Annotated in this window: 19 protein-coding genes and 1 pseudogene; 3 read left to right on the top strand and 17 right to left on the bottom strand. The window is 42.5% G+C overall.

The window, feature by feature from the left end; genetic code table 11:
* The 3 genes from SORDD15_RS01475 to SORDD15_RS01465 form a co-directional block, all read right to left on the bottom strand.
* The coding region (locus tag SORDD15_RS01475; RefSeq protein ID WP_061413735.1) for a shikimate dehydrogenase at window positions 1-745 on the bottom strand (745 nt) is incomplete at its 3' end.
* On the bottom strand, window positions 735-1,412 hold the full coding sequence (aroD, locus tag SORDD15_RS01470) for a type I 3-dehydroquinate dehydratase (protein ID WP_061413733.1): 678 nt from the start codon (window positions 1,410-1,412) through the stop codon (window positions 735-737). The genes SORDD15_RS01475 and aroD, both read right to left, overlap by 11 nt.
* The gene (locus SORDD15_RS01465; RefSeq protein WP_061413731.1) at window positions 1,409-2,572 is read right to left on the bottom strand and encodes a class I SAM-dependent rRNA methyltransferase; all 1,164 of its coding nucleotides are present in this window, start codon (window positions 2,570-2,572) and stop codon (window positions 1,409-1,411) included. Before SORDD15_RS01465 ends, aroD begins: the two co-directional genes overlap by 4 nt.
* A 272-nt stretch (window positions 2,573-2,844) precedes the next feature.
* Here SORDD15_RS01465 and SORDD15_RS01460 point away from each other — a divergent pair, with 272 nt between their 5' ends.
* A complete protein-coding gene (locus SORDD15_RS01460; RefSeq protein WP_061413729.1) occupies window positions 2,845-4,293 on the top strand; it encodes an alpha-amylase in 1,449 nt (482 codons plus the stop codon).
* Window positions 4,294-4,482: 189 nt separating this feature from the next.
* Here SORDD15_RS01460 and alaS read toward each other — a convergent pair whose 3' ends face one another.
* From alaS to SORDD15_RS01420, 8 genes and pseudogenes are all read right to left on the bottom strand, one after another.
* Window positions 4,483-7,104: an alanine--tRNA ligase gene (alaS, locus tag SORDD15_RS01455; protein WP_061413727.1), complete on the bottom strand. Its 2,622-nt coding sequence runs from the start codon at window positions 7,102-7,104 to the stop codon at window positions 4,483-4,485.
* A gap of 21 nt (window positions 7,105-7,125) precedes the next feature.
* A complete protein-coding gene (locus tag SORDD15_RS01450) occupies window positions 7,126-7,611 on the bottom strand; it encodes an LURP-one-related/scramblase family protein (protein WP_033585627.1) in 486 nt (161 codons plus the stop codon).
* Window positions 7,612-7,868: 257 nt separating this feature from the next.
* Window positions 7,869-8,939 (bottom strand): ABC transporter substrate-binding protein, encoded by a 1,071-nt coding sequence (locus tag SORDD15_RS01445; protein WP_061413725.1) that lies wholly within the window; start codon window positions 8,937-8,939, stop codon window positions 7,869-7,871.
* On the bottom strand, window positions 8,936-9,709 hold the full coding sequence (locus tag SORDD15_RS01440; protein WP_061413724.1) for an ABC transporter permease: 774 nt from the start codon (window positions 9,707-9,709) through the stop codon (window positions 8,936-8,938). Before SORDD15_RS01440 ends, SORDD15_RS01445 begins: the two co-directional genes overlap by 4 nt.
* On the bottom strand, window positions 9,706-10,512 hold the full coding sequence (locus tag SORDD15_RS01435; RefSeq protein WP_000754114.1) for an ABC transporter permease: 807 nt from the start codon (window positions 10,510-10,512) through the stop codon (window positions 9,706-9,708). Before SORDD15_RS01435 ends, SORDD15_RS01440 begins: the two co-directional genes overlap by 4 nt.
* Window positions 10,493-11,651: pseudogene (locus SORDD15_RS01430) on the bottom strand (ABC transporter ATP-binding protein). The gene SORDD15_RS01435 and the pseudogene SORDD15_RS01430 overlap by 20 nt, the downstream one beginning before the upstream one ends.
* Before the next feature lie 159 nt (window positions 11,652-11,810).
* Window positions 11,811-12,716, bottom strand: coding sequence for a UDP-N-acetylmuramate dehydrogenase (gene murB, locus SORDD15_RS01425; protein WP_061413722.1), 906 nt, complete (start codon window positions 12,714-12,716; stop codon window positions 11,811-11,813).
* Window positions 12,717-12,983: 267 nt separating this feature from the next.
* Window positions 12,984-13,805 carry an AraC family transcriptional regulator gene (locus SORDD15_RS01420; RefSeq protein ID WP_061413720.1) on the bottom strand — a complete coding sequence of 274 codons (822 nt, stop codon included), beginning with the start codon at window positions 13,803-13,805 and terminating at the stop codon, window positions 12,984-12,986.
* Between the two features lie 99 nt (window positions 13,806-13,904).
* Between SORDD15_RS01420 and SORDD15_RS01415 the strand changes: the two genes are divergently transcribed.
* Window positions 13,905-15,113: an MFS transporter gene (locus tag SORDD15_RS01415; protein WP_061413718.1), complete on the top strand. Its 1,209-nt coding sequence runs from the start codon at window positions 13,905-13,907 to the stop codon at window positions 15,111-15,113.
* Between the two features lie 24 nt (window positions 15,114-15,137).
* Here the strand turns inward: SORDD15_RS01415 and SORDD15_RS01410 are convergent, their stop codons facing one another.
* From SORDD15_RS01410 to budA, 4 genes are all read right to left on the bottom strand, one after another.
* Window positions 15,138-16,070: a LacI family DNA-binding transcriptional regulator gene (locus SORDD15_RS01410; protein WP_061413716.1), complete on the bottom strand. Its 933-nt coding sequence runs from the start codon at window positions 16,068-16,070 to the stop codon at window positions 15,138-15,140.
* Window positions 16,071-16,113: 43 nt separating this feature from the next.
* Window positions 16,114-16,926: a Cof-type HAD-IIB family hydrolase gene (locus tag SORDD15_RS01405; RefSeq protein ID WP_061413714.1), complete on the bottom strand. Its 813-nt coding sequence runs from the start codon at window positions 16,924-16,926 to the stop codon at window positions 16,114-16,116.
* 370 nt (window positions 16,927-17,296) lie between these two features.
* Entirely contained in the window at window positions 17,297-18,049 is a 753-nt protein-coding gene (locus SORDD15_RS01400) for a YhfC family intramembrane metalloprotease (protein WP_061413712.1), read from the bottom strand.
* A gap of 8 nt (window positions 18,050-18,057) precedes the next feature.
* Entirely contained in the window at window positions 18,058-18,789 is a 732-nt protein-coding gene (budA, locus tag SORDD15_RS01395) for an acetolactate decarboxylase (protein ID WP_061413710.1), read from the bottom strand.
* 145 nt (window positions 18,790-18,934) lie between these two features.
* Between budA and SORDD15_RS01390 the strand changes: the two genes are divergently transcribed.
* On the top strand, window positions 18,935-20,206 hold the full coding sequence (locus SORDD15_RS01390; RefSeq protein ID WP_061413708.1) for an aminotransferase-like domain-containing protein: 1,272 nt from the start codon (window positions 18,935-18,937) through the stop codon (window positions 20,204-20,206).
* A 19-nt stretch (window positions 20,207-20,225) separates the two neighbouring features.
* Here SORDD15_RS01390 and SORDD15_RS01385 read toward each other — a convergent pair whose 3' ends face one another.
* A complete protein-coding gene (locus tag SORDD15_RS01385; protein ID WP_061413706.1) occupies window positions 20,226-21,041 on the bottom strand; it encodes an ABC transporter substrate-binding protein in 816 nt (271 codons plus the stop codon).
* 156 nt (window positions 21,042-21,197) lie between these two features.
* Window positions 21,198-21,780 (bottom strand): phosphate signaling complex protein PhoU (gene phoU / locus SORDD15_RS01380; protein ID WP_061415624.1); only part of this gene is annotated, 583 nt, incomplete at its 5' end.

Here is a 21,780-nt window from a genome sequence, read left to right as displayed (position 1 = left end):
TGACGGCTGGATTGCCCTGACTTCTGGCCCATTTCAAAAATGGGGTCTCAAAGGGTTGGTAAATGATATCTGCTACTAAGAGAGTTTCTGGTAAGACTATGCTTTCAGGAACTGGAGAGGATTGACCATCCATCCCAACACTAGTCGCATTGACCAGTAAATCCGACTCGGCAATCCTTGCTTGCAGTTCAGAAACATCTTCTAAAGCGTACAAGTCCACTTTAAAGCCTGTTTGGTCCTGCAACTTGTCTAGGTAAGGTCTTGTTTTTTCCATGGAAACTGAACGAACCAAGACTGAAATCTGACGGACGCCATCCAAAATAGCTTGTGCCAAGATAGACTTGGCTGCACCACCTGCCCCCAGCAGGGTCATCTTCTTACCTGTAATTGTAAAAGAAGGCAAGCTCTTAAAAAATCCCTTGCCATCTGTATTATATCCAATTAGAGTTCCATCTTGATTAACAACTGTATTGACCGCACCGATCAAGCGCGCTTCGTCACTCAGTTCATCCAAATATGGAATCACTTGCTCCTTATAGGGCATGGACAGGTTGATACCAAACATCTGGTAGCGACGAATATTGACCATTGTTTCTGCTAAATCACCCGCTTCAATCTCCCAAGCCACATAGGCACCATTAATAGCTGTCGCCTCAAAGGCCCTATTGTGGATAAAGGGTGAAATCGAGTGTTTGATGGGATTTGCAACAACTGCAGCTAAACGTGTATAACCATCAAGCTTCATCCAAAATCTCCCTGATTTTTTTCATGTTTGATAGCGAAATCTGACCTGGGGCACTGGCTTCATCCAGACTAGCAAATGACCAGCTCGAACCAGTCACATCAGCGGTGATACGAGAGACCTTGCCCACCTTGCCCATAGAAATAGTTACATATTCCTGTTCAGGATTGAGGGTTTTAAAGCCTCGTGTATAGTTCATCAAGTCTAAGACATCCTGCTCCGTGTGGGCCATCACCGCAACCTTGACAAGCTTTGGATTTAGACTCGTCAACTCAGACAGGATTTCCATCATATTTTCAGGTGTTTCCTGGAAATTATGGTAACTCAAAATAAGATTTGGAAAATCCAACATTTCCTCAAAAACGTCCTTGTAACTGAAATACTCAAAATCTACATAATCCGGCTGATAGAGTTGAGTAACTTCCTTGATGATTTGAACATACTCTTCTGAGGAAAGCTCGATTTCTCCTCCCTCAGCGCGAGTCCGAATGGTAAAGACAAGTTCGCGTCCTGCAAATTTCTCAAAGATAGCGGGTGCTACCTGTAAAATAGCGTCCTTTGTAAGAAAGTCCGCACGCCACTCAATGATATCGGCATCTTCATACCTAGTGGCATCCAGTTCTTGCGCTTCTTCTAAACTTCTTGGCATTACTGAAACGATTAATTTCATTTACTAACCTTCATACTAATCACCTTGAGGTAATTACTGCTTTCATCTTTTTTATTATAGGCAAAGTCAGCTGGAAGACCATATTGGTTTAAAATCTGATAGCTTCTTCCTGCAAAGCCTTTATCAATTTGTTCTGTAAATTTCTGGCGGGAAACATTGGCAGCATTGGTACTGGCAATGATAACGCCTCCAGGATTTAAAATCTCTAGACTCTGGGAAATCAACTTGTGATAGTCCTTAGCTACAGAAAATGTTTGTTTTTTATTGCGAGCAAAGCTCGGCGGATCTAGAACAATCACATCATAGGTCAATCCTTTTCGCTTGGCATACTTGAAATATTCAAAGACATCCATAACGATAAAACGATGATTGTCCGTGCTGAGTCCATTTGCCTGAAAATGAGCTTCTGACAGCTCTCTCGATCGTTTGGCCAAGTCGACAGAAGTCGTCTCACTCGCACCTCCCATAGCTGCAGCAACAGAAAAGGCCGCCGTATAGGAAAACATATTGAGCAAGGATTTGCCCATGGACAAGCCGTCAACTAAACTCCCACGAACCTCATGCTGGTCTAGGAAAATCCCTGTCATCAAGCCATCATTCATAAAGACTTGATAGAGCACGCCATTCTCAAGAACAGTAAAATCATCTGGTGCTTCCTCACCATAAACATAGGCAGACTCGTAGTCTAGACCTTTAAAACGAATCTTTTCATAAGCCCCCAAGACCTCAGGAAAAACTCCCTTGAAAGCCTTTACGATCAGCTCACGAATCTGGTAAACAAAGGAGTTGTACCAAGAAAAGACAGCATAATCTCCGTAGAGATCAAGAGTCAGACCGCCAAAGCCATCCCCCTCTTGGTTAAAAAGGCGAAAGGCAGTAGTCAAGTCATCCTGATAGTAGGCTTTTCTCTCTTCTTTAGCTTGTCTAAACAGTGTTTCAAAGAAAGCTTGATTGAAGGTCACCTTGTTCTTACTAACAAACCAGCCCAAGCCCTTGTTTTGCTGAGAAAGGTAGGCAGTCCCAAGAAAGTTTCCATCTTGACTCTGTACTTCTACTGCCTGATCCGTCAGTTCAATATCTCTTAAATCACTTGCTTCCAAAAGAACTAGACCCCTAGCTAGCTTTTTTTCAACACGTCTGCTGACCCTAATTCTATTCATAGCTACTATTATAGCAAATTTTGTGACAATTCTCAAAAAAGAAACCGTTTAACCATTTGTGCTTTAGTTTACTGAATGTCATTTTTGTTAAAATAAGTTTATTCCATTTACTTTTTCACCAAAACATCCTTTCCCTTGTGATGGAAAGAGAGATTTTAATCGATAAAAATAGACAATTTCAGAAATGAGTATAGAATCTTGCGCAAACGTTTGCGTAGTTTTGGACTTTATGGTAGAATAAAACACAACATTGATAAGCAAGAGGAAAAACAATGCAAAATCAGACACTTATGCAATACTTTGAATGGTATCTGCCTCACGACGGCCAACACTGGGCTCGACTAACAAATAACGCAGAGCACCTAGCAAACCTTGGTATCAGCCATGTCTGGATGCCACCTGCCTTCAAGGCAACAAATGAAAAAGATGTGGGTTATGGGGTATATGACCTATTTGACCTAGGCGAATTTCACCAAAAAGGAACTGTCCGTACCAAGTATGGGTTTAAAGAAGACTATCTTCAAGCCATTCAAGCCCTAAAGGCTCAGGGAATTCGACCTATGGCCGATGTGGTACTCAATCACAAGGCTGCTGCCGATCACATGGAAGCCTTTCAGGTTATTGAAGTGGACCCTGAGGACCGTACCGTTCAACTAAGCGAGCCCTTTACTATCAATGGCTGGACTCACTTTACTTTCGATGGTCGCCAAAATACCTACAATGACTTCCACTGGCACTGGTACCACTTTACTGGCACAGACTACGATGCCAAACGTCGCAAGTCTGGCATTTACCTGATCCAAGGAGACAATAAAGGTTGGGCAAATGAGGAATTGGTCGATAACGAAAACGGTAACTACGACTACCTCATGTATGCCGACCTAGACTTTAAGCATCCTGAAGTCATCCAAAATATCTATGACTGGGCTGACTGGTTCATGAAAACGACTGGTGTAGCTGGTTTCCGCTTGGATGCCGTTAAACACATCGACTCCTTCTTTATGGGCAATTTCATTCGTGATATGAAGGAAAAATACGGAGACGATTTCTATGTTTTTGGGGAATTCTGGAACCCCGATAAAGAAGCCAATCTAGACTATCTTGAAAAAACGGAAGAACGCTTTGACCTTGTTGACGTTCGTCTTCACCAGAATCTTTTTGAAGCCAGTCAAGCTGGAGCAAACTACGACCTTCGTTGCATTTTCACAGATAGCTTGGTTGAACTCAAGCCTGACAAGGCTGTGACTTTTGTCGACAACCATGATACTCAACGAGGACAAGCCCTCGAATCGACTGTTGAAGAATGGTTCAAACCAGCAGCCTATGCCCTTATTCTATTACGCCAAAATGGCCTTCCATGTGTCTTTTACGGCGACTACTATGGGATTTCAGGAAAATATGCCCAAGAGGATTTCAAAGAAGTCCTTGACCGCCTCCTAGCCATCCGAAAAGACTTGGCCTATGGAGAGCAAACAGACTACTTTGACGATGCCAACTGTATCGGATGGGTTCGTTCGGGTGCTGAACATCAATCCCCAATCGCTGTCCTTATCTCCAATGACCAAGAAAACAGCAAGTCTATGTTTGTAGGCCAAGAATGGGCTGACCAAACCTTTGTTGACCTCCTTGAAAATCACCCAGCACAAGTCGCAATTGATGCAGACGGTTATGGAGAATTTCCAGTAGCAGCAGGTTCAGTCAGTGTCTGGGCAGCAAAATAAACCTATCAGGTACAAGTCAAATCCAACCGGATTTGGCTTTTTTGTATGCACAAAAAGACCTACCCAAATGGATAGATCTTTATTGTCTTATAATTTATAGTGGATTGAATCTAGAATAGTACACTAAGGATTCTAAAACGTTTCTAGAAATTAATTTGACTTTCCTAATCTCTTTGTTCACATCTTATTTCAATCTACTATACCTGCTACCGCATCCAACAATTCTTGGATTTTAGCTTGGTTGCTTCCTCCTGCCATGGCCATGTCTGGTTTACCACCACCACGTCCATCGACGATTGGAGCCAATTCTTTGACAAGGTTTCCTGCATGCACATCTTTTGTCTTGCTTGCTACAAGGACATTGACTTTGTCACCGATAGCGGCAACTAGGACAAGCACATCAGAGTAGTCTTTTTGTTTCCAGTTATCCGCAAATGTACGAAGGGCACCTGCGTCTGATACAGAAACTTGGCTTGCAATGTAACGGTGTCCGTTGACTTCCTTCACATCCTTGAAGACATCACCTGCAGCTGCAGCTGCTGCTTTTTCCTTCAATTCTGCATTTTCTTTTTGAAGCTGACGAAGTTGTTCTTGAAGACCTTCGACCTTGTGAGGGACTTCCTTGAGTTGAGGAGCTTTAAGCGTTGATGCGACAGCTTTCAGAGCGTCTTCTTGTTCACGGTAGGCTTCAAAGGCTTCCTTACCAGTCACTGCCAAGATACGGCGAGTTCCTGATCCGATTCCTTCTTCTTTGACAATCTTGAAGAGACCAATCTCAGAAGTGTTGCCAACATGCGTACCACCACAAAGTTCCACTGAGTAGTCACCAATGGTTACAACACGGACTTCTTTACCGTATTTCTCACCAAAGAGGGCCATGGCTCCCATTTCTTTAGCAGTGTCAATATCTGTCTCAACAGTTTCTACTACAATTGCTTCCCAGATTTTCTCATTGACTTGCTGTTCAATAGCACGCAATTCTTCTGGAGTCACGGCTTGGAAGTGTGTGAAGTCAAAGCGAAGGAATTCGACTTCGTTCAGAGATCCTGCTTGTGTCGCATGATGGCCAAGGATATTATGAAGAGCCGCATGGAGCAAGTGAGTCGCTGTGTGGTTTTTCATGACACGATGACGGCGATTAGTATCGATTGCCAAGGTGTATTCTTGGTTCAAAGCAAGTGGTGCAAGAACTTCAACAGTATGAAGAGCTTGTCCGTTTGGTGCTTTTTGCACGTCCGTTACAGTCGCTACAAGGTTCCCTGCTGCGTCCAAGATTTGACCGTGGTCAGCCACTTGTCCACCCATTTCCGCGTAGAATGGTGTTTCCGCAAAGATAAGAGAGGCAGTTCCTTCAGAAACAGCTTCTACTTCTGCATTGTCAGCCACGATAGCCACCAACTTAGAAGACAATTGACTAGCATTGTAGTTGAAGACACTTCCCACTGTAATGTTTTGAAGGGTTTCATTTTGCATACCCATGGAGCCACCCTTAACAGCAGACGCACGCGCACGCTCTTGCTGCTCTTTCATGGCTGCTTCAAAACCTTCACGGTCAACCGTCATACCGGCTTCTTCAGCGATTTCTTCCGTCAATTCCACTGGGAATCCATAAGTATCGTAAAGTTTGAAGACATCTTGACCTGCAATGACTGATTGACCTTTTTCTTTCAAGTCAGCTACGATGCCTTGGGCAAAGTGTTGACCTGAGTGAAGAGTACGAGCAAATGACTCTTCTTCGCTCTTCACGATTTTCTCGATAAAGTCACGTTTTTCAAGCACTTCTGGGTAATAGCTTTCCATGATCTTTCCAACAGTTGGAACGAGTTTGTAAAGGAAAGGCTCGTTGATGCCCAATTTTTGACCGTGCATGGAAGCACGACGGAGGAGACGGCGAAGGACATAACCACGACCTTCATTTCCTGGAAGGGCACCATCACCGATAGCAAATGAAAGGGAACGGATGTGGTCTGCGATGACCTTGAAGCTCATATTGTCGCCATCTTGGTCATAAACCTTACCAGACAATTTCTCAACTTCACGGATGATTGGCATGAAGAGGTCCGTTTCAAAGTTTGTCTTAGCCCCTTGGATAACGGCCACCAAACGCTCCAAACCAGCACCCGTATCAATATTCTTGTGTGGCAATTCCTTGTACTTACTACGAGGAACAGCTGGATCAGCGTTGAATTGTGACAAAACGATGTTCCAGATTTCGATGTAACGGTCGTTTTCGATATCCTCTGCAAGCAGGCGAACACCGATATTTTCTGGGTCAAAGGCTTCTCCACGGTCAAAGAAGATTTCTGTATCAGGTCCAGAAGGTCCAGCACCGATTTCCCAGAAGTTGTCTTCGATTGGGATCAAGTGGCTTGGGTCCACTCCTACTTCAATCCAGCGGTTGTAAGAATCTTTATCGTCTGGATAGTAGGTCATGTAGAGTTTTTCAGCAGGGAAGTCAAACCACTCAGGGCTTGTCAAAAGCTCATAAGCCCAAGTGATAGCTTCATCACGGAAGTAATCACCGATAGAGAAGTTCCCCAACATTTCAAACATAGTATGGTGACGCGCAGTCTTCCCTACGTTTTCAATATCGTTAGTACGAATAGCTTTTTGCGCATTGGTAATACGTGGATTTTCAGGGATAATAGTTCCGTCAAAGTATTTCTTAAGGGTTGCTACCCCAGAGTTAATCCACAAAAGAGTTGGGTCGTTTACTGGAACCAAGCTCACTGATGGTTCTACAGAGTGACCTTTGCTTGCCCAAAAATCTAGCCACATTTGGCGAACTTGAGCACTAGATAGTTGTTTCATAATATCTCCTTATTTACTTGTTTAATTTGATTGGCTTTCCAGCATCTCCACATAGTCAATCGCGACACAAAGGGAAATGACCAGATCTGCATAAGAGTCTTCATAGACGGTTACGGTGTAAGTCGAGGTCAAATGGAAAATCTCTTTCCGAATCTCGGCGACAAGCTGATCACGATCGTCTAGCAATTTGAAATTCAAATCCCAGATATTGCCCTCGATCCGAAGCCCTAGATCATCAAACTCATACTTATCTCGAAAGAAGGTCAACTTCTTACGAATGACGAAATTGGAACCGTTTCGTAGCTGAATAGTAAAGCGAGGAAGCAAGGTGAAAAATTCTTTACTAATCTCACTGACTTGCTCACCATAGGCGTCATAGATGGTAAAGGTCTTAGGAATTTGGAAGAAAGAGCCCTCCACCTGATAGTTCACTACCCCTCTATCATCTTTGATATCGAAGCGTTCGCCTCCAAGACGAAATTTTTGTTTCACGAGAAATGTCTTCATAAACACCTCCAAAAATCAAAAGACAAGTCCATATCACGAAGGGCGAAAAACCGCGGTACCACCTTCATTCAATGAACTTGTCATTCTCTTATTCTTATGCAATTGTATGATTGAGTAGCATGACTTCCTACCTTAGATGGCTCGCAGCACCGCCATTTCTCTGGACTAAGATAACAGAAAATCAATTCTCAACTCCTCTATTATACTGTTTTTTTTAGTCTGCGTCAACTGGAAAAGCTGACAAGAAAGCATATCTCCTACTTCCGATACATTTTAAATTGTAGGAAGAGATCACTATATTTTCCTGTCCATTTATGGTCAAACTTCTCATAAACTTCTAGGTGCTTCATGGTTTCTGCATCTGGGTAGAAGGCCTTGTCTTCCTTGGTCTCCTCTGGGAGCAGTTCCTTTGCTGGGATATTTGGTGTCGCATAGCCGACATACTCAGCATTCTTGAGAGCATTTTCGGGTTTCAACATAAAGTTGATAAAGGCATAGGCGGCATCTTGGTTTTTCACGGTTTTTGGAATGACCATGTTATCAAACCAGAGGTTGCTGGCCTCAGTCGGAACGACATACTTGAGATTAGGATTTTTCTCCAACATCTGGCTGGCTTCCCCAGAGAAGGTCACGCCGATAGCAGCGTTATTCTGAATCATGTATCCCTTCATCTCGTCTGCCACAATGGCCTTGATATTTGGAGTCAGTTTGTAGAGCTTATCCACTGTCTCTTCCAACTGCTGAGGATCCTTGGAGTTGAGACTGTAACCGAGTGAGTTAAGCCCGAGTCCCAGCACCTCGCGCGCTCCATCAAAGAGCATGATGGAATCCTTATACTCTGGCTTCCATAGGTCATCCCAATGCTCAGGCGCCTCCTCTACCATGGTTTCATTGTAGACAATTCCCAAGGTTCCCCAAAAATAAGGAATGGAGAATTTATTGCCCGGATCAAAAGACTGGTTGAGGAACTCAGGTCCGATATTTTCAATCCCTTCAATTTTTGAATAATCGAGTGCTACCAAGAGGTCTTCGTCCTTCATCTTATTGATCATGTACTCACTAGGGATGGCAATATCATAGGTCGTTCCGCCCTGCTTGATCTTGGTATACATGGCTTCGTTAGAATCAAAGGTCTCATACTGGACTTGGATTCCTGTTTCTTCTGTGAATTGCTCCAAGAGTTCGGGATCGATATAGTCCCCCCAGTTGTAAATAACCAGTTTTTGACTATCTCGGCTGTTGATTTTACTGTCAAGATGCGTCGCAATTCCCCACAAGACAAGGATAATCGCTACAATTCCTGCTAAAAATGAATAGAGTTTTTTCATGCTTGCTCCTCCTTCTCACGTGAGATAAAGTAATATCCAACAACTAGGATAATACTAAAGAGAAAGACAAGGGCAGAGAGGGCATTGATTTCTAGGGAAATCCCCTTACGAGTACGAGAGTAAATCTCGACTGACAGGGTTGAAAAGCCATTTCCCGTCACAAAGAAGGTCACGGCAAAGTCATCTAGCGAATAGGTGAAGGCCATGAAGTAACCTGCAATGATAGACGGTGTCAGGTAAGGAAGCATGATTTCCTTAAACATCTGAAATTGACTAGCTCCAAGGTCATAAGCCGCATGAATCATGTCATCATTCATCTCCTTGAGACGAGGCAAGACCATCAAGACTACGATAGGAATAGAAAAGGCCACGTGACTAGATAGAACCGTCAAAAAGCCAAGTGAAAACTTGAGTTGGGTAAAGAGAATCAAGAAGCTGGCACCAATCATAACGTCAGGCGCAACCATGAGGATATTATTGAGTGATAAAAAGGCTTCTTGGTATTTCTTACGAGACTGGTAGATATAGATAGCACCGAAAGTCCCGATAATGGTCGCAATCAAGGCTGATAAAAAGGCCAAGAAAAAGGTTTGGGTGAGAATCAACATGAGACGGCCATCACCAAACATCGTTTTAAAATGGCTCAAGCTAAAGCCTGTAAAGCTGTTCATATCATCCCCTGCATTAAAGGCATAGCCAATCAAGTAAAAAATTGGCAAGTAAAGGATGATAAAGACAAAGGCTAGGTAGAGATTGGCAAATTTTTTCATCGTTCTCTCCTTTCCTTGGTCACCCACATGGTGATGAACATGGTTAGGATGAGGATCACACCGATGGTAGAACCCATACCGTAGTTGTCATTGGTTAGAAAGTTCTGCTCAATGGCTGTCCCCAAGGTGATAACACGGTTCCCACCAATCAAACGTGTCAGCATGAAGAGACTCAAACTCGGGATAAAGACAGACTGAACCCCACTTCTCACACCGTTCATCGATAAAGGGAAAATGACATGGCGGAAAGTCTCCCACTTGGTCGCACCGAGGTCATAGCTGGCATTGATAAGATTGTTATCCATATCATCCAAGACATTGAAAATCGGCAAAATCATAAAGGGAAGCTCGATGTAGCTTGCGACAAAGATAAAGGAGAAATCCGTAAAGAGCAACTGCTGCGAACCGATTCCGATGAATTCCAAAAATTGGTTAATAGAGCCATTTTGACCAAAAATCCCGATAAAGGCATAGGCCTTAAGGAGCAGATTGATCCAGGTTGGCAAGATAATCAGCATGAGCCAGAGTTGACGGTGCTTAAGACGGGTCAAAAAGAGGGCTGTTGGATAGCTGATGAGCAGTGTTACCAAGGTGACAATCCCTGCATAAAGCACTGAGTTGAAGCTCATTTTGAGATAGGTCAAGTTTTGTGACGCAAAGTAGGATTTATAGTTTTCTAAACTAAACTGGCCTTCAATGTTGAAAAAGGATTGACCGAAAATCAAGACCAAGGGTGCGAGAACAAAGAGGGCAATCCAAAGCATGTAGGGCACTACAAAGAGTTTAGAGGTTGTTTTCTTCATCTCTTTCCTCCTCGATTGCGTTAATCAGACCTGCTTCTTGCTCTTCGATTTCTACGTACTCCTCGATACGAGCATCGAACTCTTCTTCGGTTTCGTTGAGGCGCATGATGTGGATATCTTCTGGTTCAAAGTCCAGACCGATTTCCTCACCCACAATGGCCTTACGAGTCGAGTGGATCATCCATTCATTTCCAAGTTCATCATAAGCGATAATCTCATAGTGAACTCCACGGAAAAGCTGGGTATCAACCTTGACTTGGAGCTTGCCTTCTTCAGGGAGGGTAATGCGCAAGTCCTCTGGACGAATGACAACCTCAACAGGCTCATTTGGCTTCATCCCCCCGTCGACTGCTTCAAAGCGTTTGTCCGTTAAACTCGACCAAGTAGTCCTCAATCATGGTTCCTGGCAAGATATTGGACTCACCGATAAAGGTAGCAACAAAGTGGTTGATTGGCTCATCGTAGATGTCCACTGGTGTTCCAGACTGAACAATCTCACCATCATTCATAACGAAAATCCAGTCACTCATGGCGAGAGCTTCTTCCTGATCGTGAGTGACAAAGACAAAGGTAATCCCCAATCGTTGTTGCAGTTCACGCAGTTCGTACTGCATGTCTGTTCGCAATTTCAAGTCCAGCGCTGACAAGGGCTCGTCCAGCAAGACTACACGGGGTTGGTTGATGATGGCTCGGGCAATGGCCACACGCTGACGTTGTCCTCCAGAAAGTTTACGGATGGAGCGTTTCTCATAACCTTCCAACTGAACCATCTTGAGAACTTCTGCTACGCGTTGTTCGATTTCTTTCTTGTCGACTTTACGCAAGCGGAGTGGAAAGGCAACATTTTCAAACACATTCATATGTGGAAACAAGGCATAGGATTGGAAGACGGTATGGACATCTCGTTTATTAGTTGGGATATCGTTAATCCGTACTCCATCCAGTAAAATATCCCCTGTCGTCGCATCCAGTAAACCTGCAATGATATTTAGAATGGTTGATTTTCCTGAACCAGATGCGCCCAAAAGAGTGTAAAATTTCCCTTCTTCCAACTCAAAGTTAATGTCTTTGAGAACCTTGGTGTTGCTGTCTTCAAAAACTTTAGAGACGTTTTTGAATTCAATAATTGGTTTTTTCAATTGTCATAAATTCCTTCTTTTTCATAAATTAACAGATTAGGGCTCTGTTAGGCCGCTACTACCTCGTGTAGGAGATTAAACTGCCTACATACATCTTCACTAACGATAGGCTTTCACCCCCTTTACAATGGTTATAGCAGCAATTTTTCAACCCCAACCTTATTCCTTCTCACCCAAGATTCGGACTTCTCTTTCAAGAGTGACACCTGAGTGTTCCTTGACTTTTTCAATAACAGATTGGATCAAGTCCTCATAGTCTTTGGCCGTTCCGTCAGCAACATTGATCATGAAACCTGCGTGTTTCTCAGATACTTCCACACCACCGATACGATAGCCTTTCAATCCAGCCTCTGAAATCAACTGACCTGCAAAATGACCAACAGGACGCTTAAAGACTGAACCACAAGATGGGTATTCTAGAGGTTGTTTGAGTTCACGTAGGTGCGTCAAGCGATCCATTTCTTGCTTGATAACCTGATGATTCCCTGGAGATAGGGCAAATTTAGCTGACAAAACAACAGCTCCAGAATTTTGAACAGCTGAATGACGGTAACCAAAAGCCAATTCCTTGGCAGACAAGGTCTCGATTTCCCCTTCCTTGGTCAAAACTTGACAAGACTGCAAGATATGAGCAATCTCTCCCCCATAGGCACCCGCATTCATAAAGACTGCTCCACCGATACTTCCAGGAATGCCACAAGCAAACTCAAAACCAGTCAAACTATGACGAAGGGCAATACGTGTCGTTTCAATCAAGTTAGCCCCAGCTTCCGCTTCAATGGTATAACCATCAACTGAAACGTTATTGAGTTTGTCACACAAGATGACAAATCCACGGATTCCACCGTCACGAACAATGATATTGCTGGCATTGCCTAGCACCATCCACGGAATTCCTTCTTGATTGGCAAATTGAACAACACGCGCCATCTCATAGCGATTGCGTGGCAAAACCAGATAATCCGCTCGTCCCCCTACCTTGGTATAGGTATAGGTCTTCAAAGGTTCCTTAAAACGAATATCGATTCCTTCTAAGATTTCAAGCATTTTTTCTTTTACTGACATGTCACTCTTCCTTTTTCAAAATTCATTCCATTATACCATTTTTAGAGACATTTGACGACCTCAAAATGACTATTGATAATTCAACTCTTGTTTTTCAAATGATGGATACAGATGTTGACGTGAATGGGGGACTATAGAAAAACACCCTAAGAGTTAGATAAATGATATCTAACTTTCAGGATGCTGTTTTCAAAATTTTTTATATTGAATCTATCTACACTTGAAGCAATCAATAACCTCCTTCTAAAGCAAATGCTGAGATGGATGCTAGTTGGATGGAGGATTTTTCCAGCCTTGGCGGTAAAATTTAGGACTCACAGAGAAAAGGTTCTTAAAAGCTTTTGAAAAGACTAGTTGGTCCTGATAGCCGACTTCCAAGGTAATTTCTTTTATAGATAGATTAGTGTCAGTTAAGAGTGTTCTTGCCTTTAGCAGGCGTGTTTCAAGGAGAAATTGCTGAGGAGATTTATGATAAAGTTTCTTAAACTGACGAAACAAAGTACTACGACTGAGTCCGACCTGGGATGCCAAGTCTTGAATAGAGATATCTTGTTGGTACTGTTGTAGTAAAATCTGTGCAGCTTTTTCAACAGGGAGTTGAGTGACATTCAGCGGTATTTCTGCTGGAAATTCTTCCTGCAAATAGTAAAGGAAGGTATAAATTTGCATCTGGTACCAGCTTTCTTTCTGCCTATTTTCTGCAGTTTTGTGACAGATGTCTTGAATGATTTCTCTGCTTTGAAAAAGACTATCGAAATGGCAAACAGACTCATAAAAAACTTGTGTGTTTTGGAAATAGTCGCTTAATTTGTCTCCAGAGAATCCCAGCCAGTAGGTTGTCCAAGGATCTTCTGGATTTGCCCAATAGCGTACTTTTTGGCCTTTTCTTAGGATAAAACCATCATTTTTCTCCAAAGAATAGGTCTGCCCATCAACTTGCAGGTAGCCTTTCCCTTCACAAATCCAGTGGATGACAAAATCCTGAAAAACAGTATAGTCATAAAACGGAAAGCTAGAATAATCATCAATCCCACACTCTTCAAGGTAAAATTCCTTAGATGTTTCTTTAAAATAGTGCCATAGTTTCATAAATGCTTTCTCCTTGCAACATAAGTGCATATTTCTTCATCATGAACTCCTAGAAAAGGGACAAACTCTGGTTTATAATGAGGCAAGAAAGGAGAACAAATGAAAAAATCATATCAATCTAGTATGGTAGGGCTCAACCTCAGTAATCAAATTGTTTCCATCACCATAACAGGTGACTTCATGATTCTTTTTATGAGTCAGATTTTAAGTTTTAGTGATTTGCAAAATAGCTGGCTTATCACAATGCTACCAATTATAGCCCTTGTCCGCATTCCCTTGTCTTATCTGATGCGAAGGAAAAATCTCCTTGACCTGATGCGGTGGAGTATACTGTCTAAGCTATGTTTGCTAGGGATATTAGTAGTGATTCCCTACGAAAGTGTGACTTTTTCTATCTATGCTCTTTTTCTGGTTCTATATCAGATAGCCGTGGAGTTGGGCTTTGGTCTGGCTTGGAATCCCTTAATATTATTATTAACAGAAGAGAAAGTCCGCGCAAAATTTCTCAGTTACCTAGGTTTGTTTCAGCTGGTCACGAGCTTTTATACCCTTCTTATTTCCTTTTTCATCGGAAAAGAGCTGACTGCACTTCATTATCGTTGGTTACTGGTGATTGCTCTTGCTAGTCTGTTCATGCAGGTTATCCTTTTGAAACAGTTACAAACAGACTATAGCTTGTTTCAAAATCATCAAGTAACAAGGCAGATGGACTGGCAGGTTTTGAAAAAACAGCTCTGGCACCATGTCCGTATCCTACTTTTGGATAGTTTGATTTTATATGTAACCTTAACGATGAATGTCCTCTATATGGTACAGGTATTGCACCTCTCCGCCAACCTCGTGTCTCTATATTCGAGTATGAGTTTGCTGGGGAACGTCCTAGCCTTTGCTCTTGCAGGTCCTTGTTTTGAAAAAAGACGTTCTCTGTTTTTCACAATCTTACTGTTGGTAACGGGATGTGAGATTCTTGTGATCTTCTTTCTTCCCCATGATGCTGTATCCTATACAATCTTTTGGAGCATAGGTTGGGGATTATTAAATGGGGCTGTGGGAGCTCTATGGGGACTCTACATTTCTCTAGTCAAACACCAGGCAGCAAGTCCTAGCCCCTTTACAATTTGGAATATTTATCAGGGGATTGCCTATCTTGTTAGTGTACTTGTCTTTTATCTCTCTGGTAACTTGGTGCACCTAGCTAGTTCCAGCTCAGGGCTGGATCCGTATCGTCTGGTCTTGATTGCCTGCCTAAGCATCTGCATTATGGTTTGTTTACGGATGCTGTATAGAAGAAAAATAGGTCTCAAGTGACGATTGTCGCTTGAGCCTATTTTATCATCGTATGATAAACTCCGATTGTAGGATAATGGTCCGTTTTTCGTCAGAGAGTGCTTGTTTGAAGCTTTCCTGACCGAGTTGGTAGGATTTATTATCAATGGTAGGAATCCCCAGCACCTCTCCTGTCAGTTGCTTTTCTTGGCCAATCAGCAAAGGTAATTCAAGATTTTTCTCCTGATAATAGCGAACCACACCAGTTGCCACATCATCTCCGTTGCTGAAAATACAGTCTAAATCTTGCTCTAGTAGGCTATCCCCTTGCTCATAAGCATCCTCTCCCGTGGAAATACCATCCAAAATCAGAGGTTCCTTTTTTTCACCAAAAACTTCCTTGTAGGCTTCCATAGTGAGACGGTAGGTGGAACTTTTTAGGTCTTTTCGGGTAAATAGCAGAGCAATTCTACTTTTTCCCTGTTCTTTAATCCAATTAAAGGCTGTCTTGCAGGCATGGGTCCGATTCACATAGACGCTGCTCAGATTGGGGTCCTGCACTTCCTCACAGCAGACAATATTACCATACTTAGTGTAGGAAGAAATGGTTTCTAAATCCACACTGCGAGAGGTGAAAATAAGACTGTCAAAGGCCCGTCCTCGAAGCTGCTCCAGGTAATTTTTTTCCAAATCTATATCATATCGAGAAGGTAGGATGAGCAGGGTGTGGTTATGAGCCAAGGCCGCATCCAAAAGCCCATTCAGTAACTGACTAAAATATGGATGGAGTGTCGTGTAGGGAATAACAACACCGACCCGACGAGTCGAACCTGAACTTAACTCCTGAGCTAGAATGTTGGGGCGGTAGTCCAGTTCCTCCATGACTTGCAGGATTTTCTGACGAGCCTCCTCGGATACATGAGGATGGTTGTTGATGACGCGTGACACGCTAGAAACCGAGTAGCCACTCAGTTTGGCAATTTTTCGAATATTTGTCATTGTTTGCTTTCTATAGGAGGATTGACATCCTCCAAACACGTGATTAATGGATTTTTTTGAGATATTTACGAATGCCGTAGCCGACACCATGTTCATCATTGCTGCGTGTTACCTTATAAGCCAGCTCTTTGATGTCAGGAAAGGCATTGCCCATTACAATTGGATAGTCCACCATCTCAAACATTGGGATATCGTTGTGCCCATCACCAAAGGCAGCGGTCTGGCTCTTATCTAAACCTTCTTTTTTGAGAATATAAGCAATACCTTTTGATTTTTTAGCAGTTTTACTGGTAATTTCTAGATGATATTGACCAGATCGGAGAATGCTGACCTCGCCCAAGTCTAGGGCTTGCAAGTATTTCTCCAGTGCCAATAAATCGTCATTATCTAGGGCAATCATCATTATCTTGAAGGTATTGTCCTTGGCTGCTAGAAAATCAGCCTCGTTTGTAAGTGTTGGTGCCTGGCGCGTGATGTTGAACTCTAGACGAATCCCTTCATCTATTCTATCACAATACCAGTTCGTCATATCATAATAGCTGACGCTAATTTGTGGAAAATGCTGGCGCACTGCCTGTAAGATAGTTTGTGTTGTCTTTCTAGGGAGAATGTCTATATGAAGGGGCTTAACCTTTCCATCCACAATCTGATAAATCAAACCACCGTTAAAACCTACTTGAGGTCCAGTCAGCTGAAGTGCTTCGATAGCCTCTCTCATTTCCATTGGAGCTCGAGCAGAAACCAGAGTCAGCGGAATCTGAGCATCGCGGATAGCCTTGCTATTCTCGCTAGAAACGCGGCCCTCAGAATTGAGAAGTGTGCCGTCCATATCTGAAAAAATACGTTTGATGGTCATAATGTTGTCCTCTTTTCTTCTTTGTCCGCTAGCGTGTGATAGGTCGGTTTAAATGCGCATTCCCAACCTTTGATACCATTGTACATTCTGGAACGCGTTCCATGTCAAGAGAAAAATGAAAAATTTTTTAAATTTTTTTCGAGCATATATAAAGTTGATGTGGACTTCCTTGATAACGGTATCTCCTTAGCTTAATTGAAGAATTTATTAAACAAATTTTTCATTTCTTAAAAAGTTGGCTGTCCCTTGGTAAATAGGTATTAAACAGAAAGATTGGCTTGTCTTCCAGATAATACAACGGGTGGTAAATAGTAAGAAATGGACAAAAACAGAGTTAAGAGAGAACAATAAAAAGAGGTCACCCCTCTTTTTATGATTTTTTCCAAAATATAGATTTTGTCAGCCAGATAAAGGCTAGAAGTTCTACGAGAAGAATAAACTCAACTAGAAGCGGATTTGCAATCCATCCCACTTGAGATAAGGCTGGAGCCAAGTCAAACAAGGCATGCAAACCATAGGCAGCAAGGAGGTAGATCCATTTCTTTTGACGGACACTTTGATAGACCCAGATGGAAAGACCAATTTGTAGAACCAGAGCAAGCACACGTTCAACTCCTAGTAAATAAACCTGCCATACAGAAAGAGACTGAACCGTTTCGAGCGTAGATTTTGGAAGAAGATTGGCTACATCAGTATTTGAAGACTGGATGAGTGAAAAGAGAATCAAAAGACTGATCAAGCTTCCCATTCCGAGATAGAGCATCTCCAAGCCCCCATGTCCCAAACCATAAGCCAAAGCATCTCGATCTTCTAGCTTTCTCTTTTTCTCCAACCATTTAAAAAAGACAAGGCGGGCAGTTTCTTCAAAGAGGGAAGCCATGGCGATTCCATAAAGGACGTATAAGAAAGGCTGCTCCTGCATAAGCGGAATGGTTCCATCTTTTTGCGGATGGAGTACCAGAAGGTGAACCATCTTCTCTAACACTTGAGAAGAAACAAAAAATGCGATTGCCCCCAAGCCCATCACTGCAAGAGAGATTTTAAACCGTTTTTTGGCATACCAAGTCCCACCTACTAGAATGAGAACCAAAACGATCATGGTAAGGATAATATGTACTGTCATTTTTTCTCCTATTCTGACTTATCAATATCTTTCTTCATCTCGTCAACGTTAAATTTCGCAAATAAATACTGGCGATCTTGGACTGGAAAACGTTGGTCCAACTGGTCGACTGCCCCAACCTCGATCATTCCTTCTTTAATAACAAAGTCCATCACATGCCCACCAAAGGTCAAATCATCTGAGATAAAATGCAAATGGTAGCCTGCAACACTCACTCCATGGAAAATCTCTGGTGTCCAAAATCCAACAATAGTCCCCGATACATTTTCACGGCTATATTCAGGTTGGTGAGTCGCCACATCAGCAAACTTGGTATCAGGTGTGGATTTGGGAATCATCCGCACATGCATTTGTGAAAATTCGCCATGAATCTTGATGGAACGAAAAAGATTTTCCCCATCATAGTAGGACTCAATTCGCTTTTCCAATTCCTTATCTGACATCTCAAAACGCTGACGGAAAATCACTTCTGCCTGATGAGGAACCACTGCTGCATAGGGAATAAGAGCATCCGCTGCCACCTCAACGATTTCAGGCGTTTGACCAGATCCCTTGGCTTGATAAGCCTTGCCATCAAGGACAATCAATTCTCCATCAATAGAATCCAAGGTTCCCAAACCAAGGTCACCATGCTCCAGCAATTCTCCTACTGTCATGGTCCCACCATAAAGGCCAGCCATCAAGGCTCCAAGGGTATTGTATTGAAATAATTTAACTGGTTCCTGCACTTTTCTATCCATTCTCTTTCTTATCTTCTTTTCAATGAATCATCATACTTTCTAAGTATACCACATTTGCTCCTAGTTGTGAAAGGGAGAAATGCTTTTCCCATTGCAAAGGAGGCAAAAAAAAGGTACAATGTAACAAAATCAAGGGAGGTCTGGAATGAAGAAAGAAAGTAAATACCAAGCAGTCATTTCCTTTCTAAAAAAGGGTATCGAATCAGGAAAATTTCCAACAGGCAGCCGGCTTCCCTCTATCCGTCAACTGAGCCAGGACTTCCACTGTAGCAAGGACACTATCCAACGAGCCCTACTGGAATTGCGCCATGAACAATACCTCTATGCCAAACCTCAGAGTGGTTACTATGTTCTGGAACAAGGACAGCATCAGGACTTGGAAATCGAAGTCACTGATGAACATGCCAGTGCCTATGACGACTTCAGAATCTGCGTCAATGAAACCCTAATTGGAAGAGAAAACTACCTCTTCAACTACTATGACAACCAAGAAGGACTTGAGGAACTGAGACAATCTGTCCATCAACTTCTTTTCAACCAAGCCCTCTACTGCAAACCCGACCAACTGGTTCTAACATCTGGTACCCAGCAAGCTCTCTTTATCCTTTCTCAGATCAACTTTCCGAGCGAGGGAGAGAAGATTTTGGTCGAACAACCGACCTACCACCGAATGAACCGCCTCTTGGTCGCTCAGGGATTGGCCCACCAGACCATTGAACGCCGTATTGATGGCATTGACCTTGAAGAACTGGAAGAACAGTTCAAATCTGGGAAAATCAAATTTTTCTATACCATTCCTCGCTTCCACTATCCTCTCGGTCATTCCTATTCTGATCAGGAAAAGAGGGCTATTCTGGATCTAGCAAACCAGTATGGTGTTTACATCGTAGAGGATGACTATCTAGGGGATTTAGACCCTAAAAAAGGGCAGACCTTCCACTATCTGGACACTGAGGATCGGGTCATTTATATCAAGTCCTTCTCAACCAGCCTCTTTCCAGCCCTTCGTATCACCGCTCTCATTCTCCCAAATGCCCTAAAAGAGGCCTTTGTTTCCTATAAAAATATCCTGGACTATGACAGCAATCTCATCATGCAAAAGGCTCTTTCTCTTTACATTGATAGCCAGTTATTTGAAAAAAATCGACTGGCTCGACTGAGCCTTCAAGAGAACTATCAGGCTCAGATAAAGAAAGTGCTTGAAGAAAACACCTGTCCCTTGCCCCACTATCCTCTACACGATGGCCTTCTGCTTGATTTGAGAAACTATCCTAAAATTGCCAGTCTGAAACACAGCTCACTCAAACTAAACTTTTTTGAGAAGGCTTATTTGGATGCCTGTCCTTATCAATTTGCCAAAGTCACTCTTGAAAATCTAGAAGAGCTATTAGAATACATAAAAGCAGAATTGGATTAAAGTCCAACTCTGCTTTTTCTTATTGTTCAACTTCTGTTAGTTTCGCTGCCTTTTCAAGATAAGTTTGATAGGTTCCATCATCTTTTAGTTTTTGGATAACCTTATCGACTACTGCTTTCAAGTCTGACTGTTCCTTCTTGATAGCAACAGCATTGGCTTCGCCATCTTTCATCGTCAAGTTAACAGATGCAACGACAAGATCTGAGTTTTTACCTGCGTAGCTAAGAGCAACTGGTTCATCCATATGAACAGCATCCACTTTTCCAGCCTGCAACTCATTGACAGCTTCACCCATATTGGTCAAAGATGTCAATTGGGCATTTGGTAATTGTTCCTTGACCATGGTTTCTGGCACAGTTCCCTTTTGAGCTGCGATATTGGCACTTGCGAGGCTTGAAAGATCCTTGTATTTGTCTAAATCGGCTTTTCTAACCAAGAAGCTCATTTTGTTTTCATAGTAAGGGATTGAAAAGTCAAAGACTTCCTTTCTCTCATCTGTAGCACTAATACCTGCAATGGCTAAGTCAGCCTTTCCAGTTTGAAGACTGGTCAAGACATTGTCAAAACTCATGCTAGAGATTTCAAGTTTAACCCCAAGCTCGTCTGCAATTGCTTGAGCCATATCAATATCTGCACCAACCACTTGGTTTTTACCATCTACCAAGGCTTGGAATTCAAACGGTGCATAGTCTGGGCTGGTCGCAACGACTAGCTTTCCTTTTTGTTTGATAGCCTCCACAGCAGACTGGGAACTATCCGTTCCCGACTGGCAAGCTACTAAAATCATGCTGGCAAGCATGCTACACACAACTAATATCCATTTCTTAAACTTCATAAATAAACGACCTTTCTGTTTTTTCTGAATAATTATAACTCTTTTAAAAATAGTTGTCAACCCTTTTAGAGATTTTGATTGTGAAACAATTCTTTTCATAAAAAATAAGACTGATATATTCTAATCAGCCTTTTTTCTGTATATTTAAACCGTTTCTTATAGTTCGACAATCTTACCTGTTTCAAAGTAAACAACCCATTCACAGATATTTTTTGCGTAGTCACCGATACGTTCCAAGAAAGAAATGACCTGGAAATAATCACGGCCTGTAACGATAGCTTCAGGATTTTTCCTAATTTCTTCTGTAGCCAAATCACGGATGCTATCAAAGTAATGGTTGATTTTTTCATCCATAGCCGCTACTTCGTAGGCTTGATCCACAGAACCGTTGAGATAGAGATCTAGAGCTGCTTCAACGAAGTTTTTCACGTCGCGTCCCATCTTTTTGATTTCTTCCTCAACGGCAGGGATACGTTGCTCCCCCTTCATACGAATAGTCGCCTCAGCGATAGACACTGCATGATCTCCCATGCGTTCCACGTCTGACACTGCCTTGAGAACGGTCAAGACGGTACGAAGGTCTTGCGAAACAGGTTGTTGGAGGGCAATCATTTCAAATGATTTCTTTTCCAACTTCACTTCGTATTCATTTACTTCTGCATCGTCTTCGATGACTTCTTTTGCCAAATCACGGTCATGCGTAACAAAGGCACGCACTGTACGATTGATCTGCGAGAGC

Origin of the sequence: Streptococcus oralis (assembly GCF_001578935.1) — a bacterium.
Taxonomy (GTDB): Bacteria; Bacillota; Bacilli; order Lactobacillales; family Streptococcaceae; genus Streptococcus; species Streptococcus oralis_R.
The sequence above is the reverse complement of the archived record's forward strand: the minus strand, read 5'-3'. Positions and strand labels throughout refer to the sequence as shown.

Coding starts and splice junctions, on each gene's coding strand:
- aroD (WP_061413733.1), bottom strand. CDS start 1,412: ATGAAATTAATCGTTTCAGTAATGCCAAGAAGTTTAGAAGAAGCGCAA.
- SORDD15_RS01465 (WP_061413731.1), bottom strand. CDS start 2,572: ATGAATAGAATTAGGGTCAGCAGACGTGTTGAAAAAAAGCTAGCTAGG.
- SORDD15_RS01460 (WP_061413729.1), top strand. CDS start 2,845: ATGCAAAATCAGACACTTATGCAATACTTTGAATGGTATCTGCCTCAC.
- alaS (WP_061413727.1), bottom strand. CDS start 7,104: ATGAAACAACTATCTAGTGCTCAAGTTCGCCAAATGTGGCTAGATTTT.
- SORDD15_RS01450 (WP_033585627.1), bottom strand. CDS start 7,611: ATGAAGACATTTCTCGTGAAACAAAAATTTCGTCTTGGAGGCGAACGC.
- SORDD15_RS01445 (WP_061413725.1), bottom strand. CDS start 8,939: ATGAAAAAACTCTATTCATTTTTAGCAGGAATTGTAGCGATTATCCTT.
- SORDD15_RS01440 (WP_061413724.1), bottom strand. CDS start 9,709: ATGAAAAAATTTGCCAATCTCTACCTAGCCTTTGTCTTTATCATCCTT.
- SORDD15_RS01435 (WP_000754114.1), bottom strand. CDS start 10,512: ATGAAGAAAACAACCTCTAAACTCTTTGTAGTGCCCTACATGCTTTGG.
- murB (WP_061413722.1), bottom strand. CDS start 12,716: ATGTCAGTAAAAGAAAAAATGCTTGAAATCTTAGAAGGAATCGATATT.
- SORDD15_RS01420 (WP_061413720.1), bottom strand. CDS start 13,805: ATGAAACTATGGCACTATTTTAAAGAAACATCTAAGGAATTTTACCTT.
- SORDD15_RS01415 (WP_061413718.1), top strand. CDS start 13,905: ATGAAAAAATCATATCAATCTAGTATGGTAGGGCTCAACCTCAGTAAT.
- SORDD15_RS01410 (WP_061413716.1), bottom strand. CDS start 16,070: ATGACAAATATTCGAAAAATTGCCAAACTGAGTGGCTACTCGGTTTCT.
- SORDD15_RS01405 (WP_061413714.1), bottom strand. CDS start 16,926: ATGACCATCAAACGTATTTTTTCAGATATGGACGGCACACTTCTCAAT.
- SORDD15_RS01400 (WP_061413712.1), bottom strand. CDS start 18,049: ATGACAGTACATATTATCCTTACCATGATCGTTTTGGTTCTCATTCTA.
- budA (WP_061413710.1), bottom strand. CDS start 18,789: ATGGATAGAAAAGTGCAGGAACCAGTTAAATTATTTCAATACAATACC.
- SORDD15_RS01390 (WP_061413708.1), top strand. CDS start 18,935: ATGAAGAAAGAAAGTAAATACCAAGCAGTCATTTCCTTTCTAAAAAAG.
- SORDD15_RS01385 (WP_061413706.1), bottom strand. CDS start 21,041: ATGAAGTTTAAGAAATGGATATTAGTTGTGTGTAGCATGCTTGCCAGC.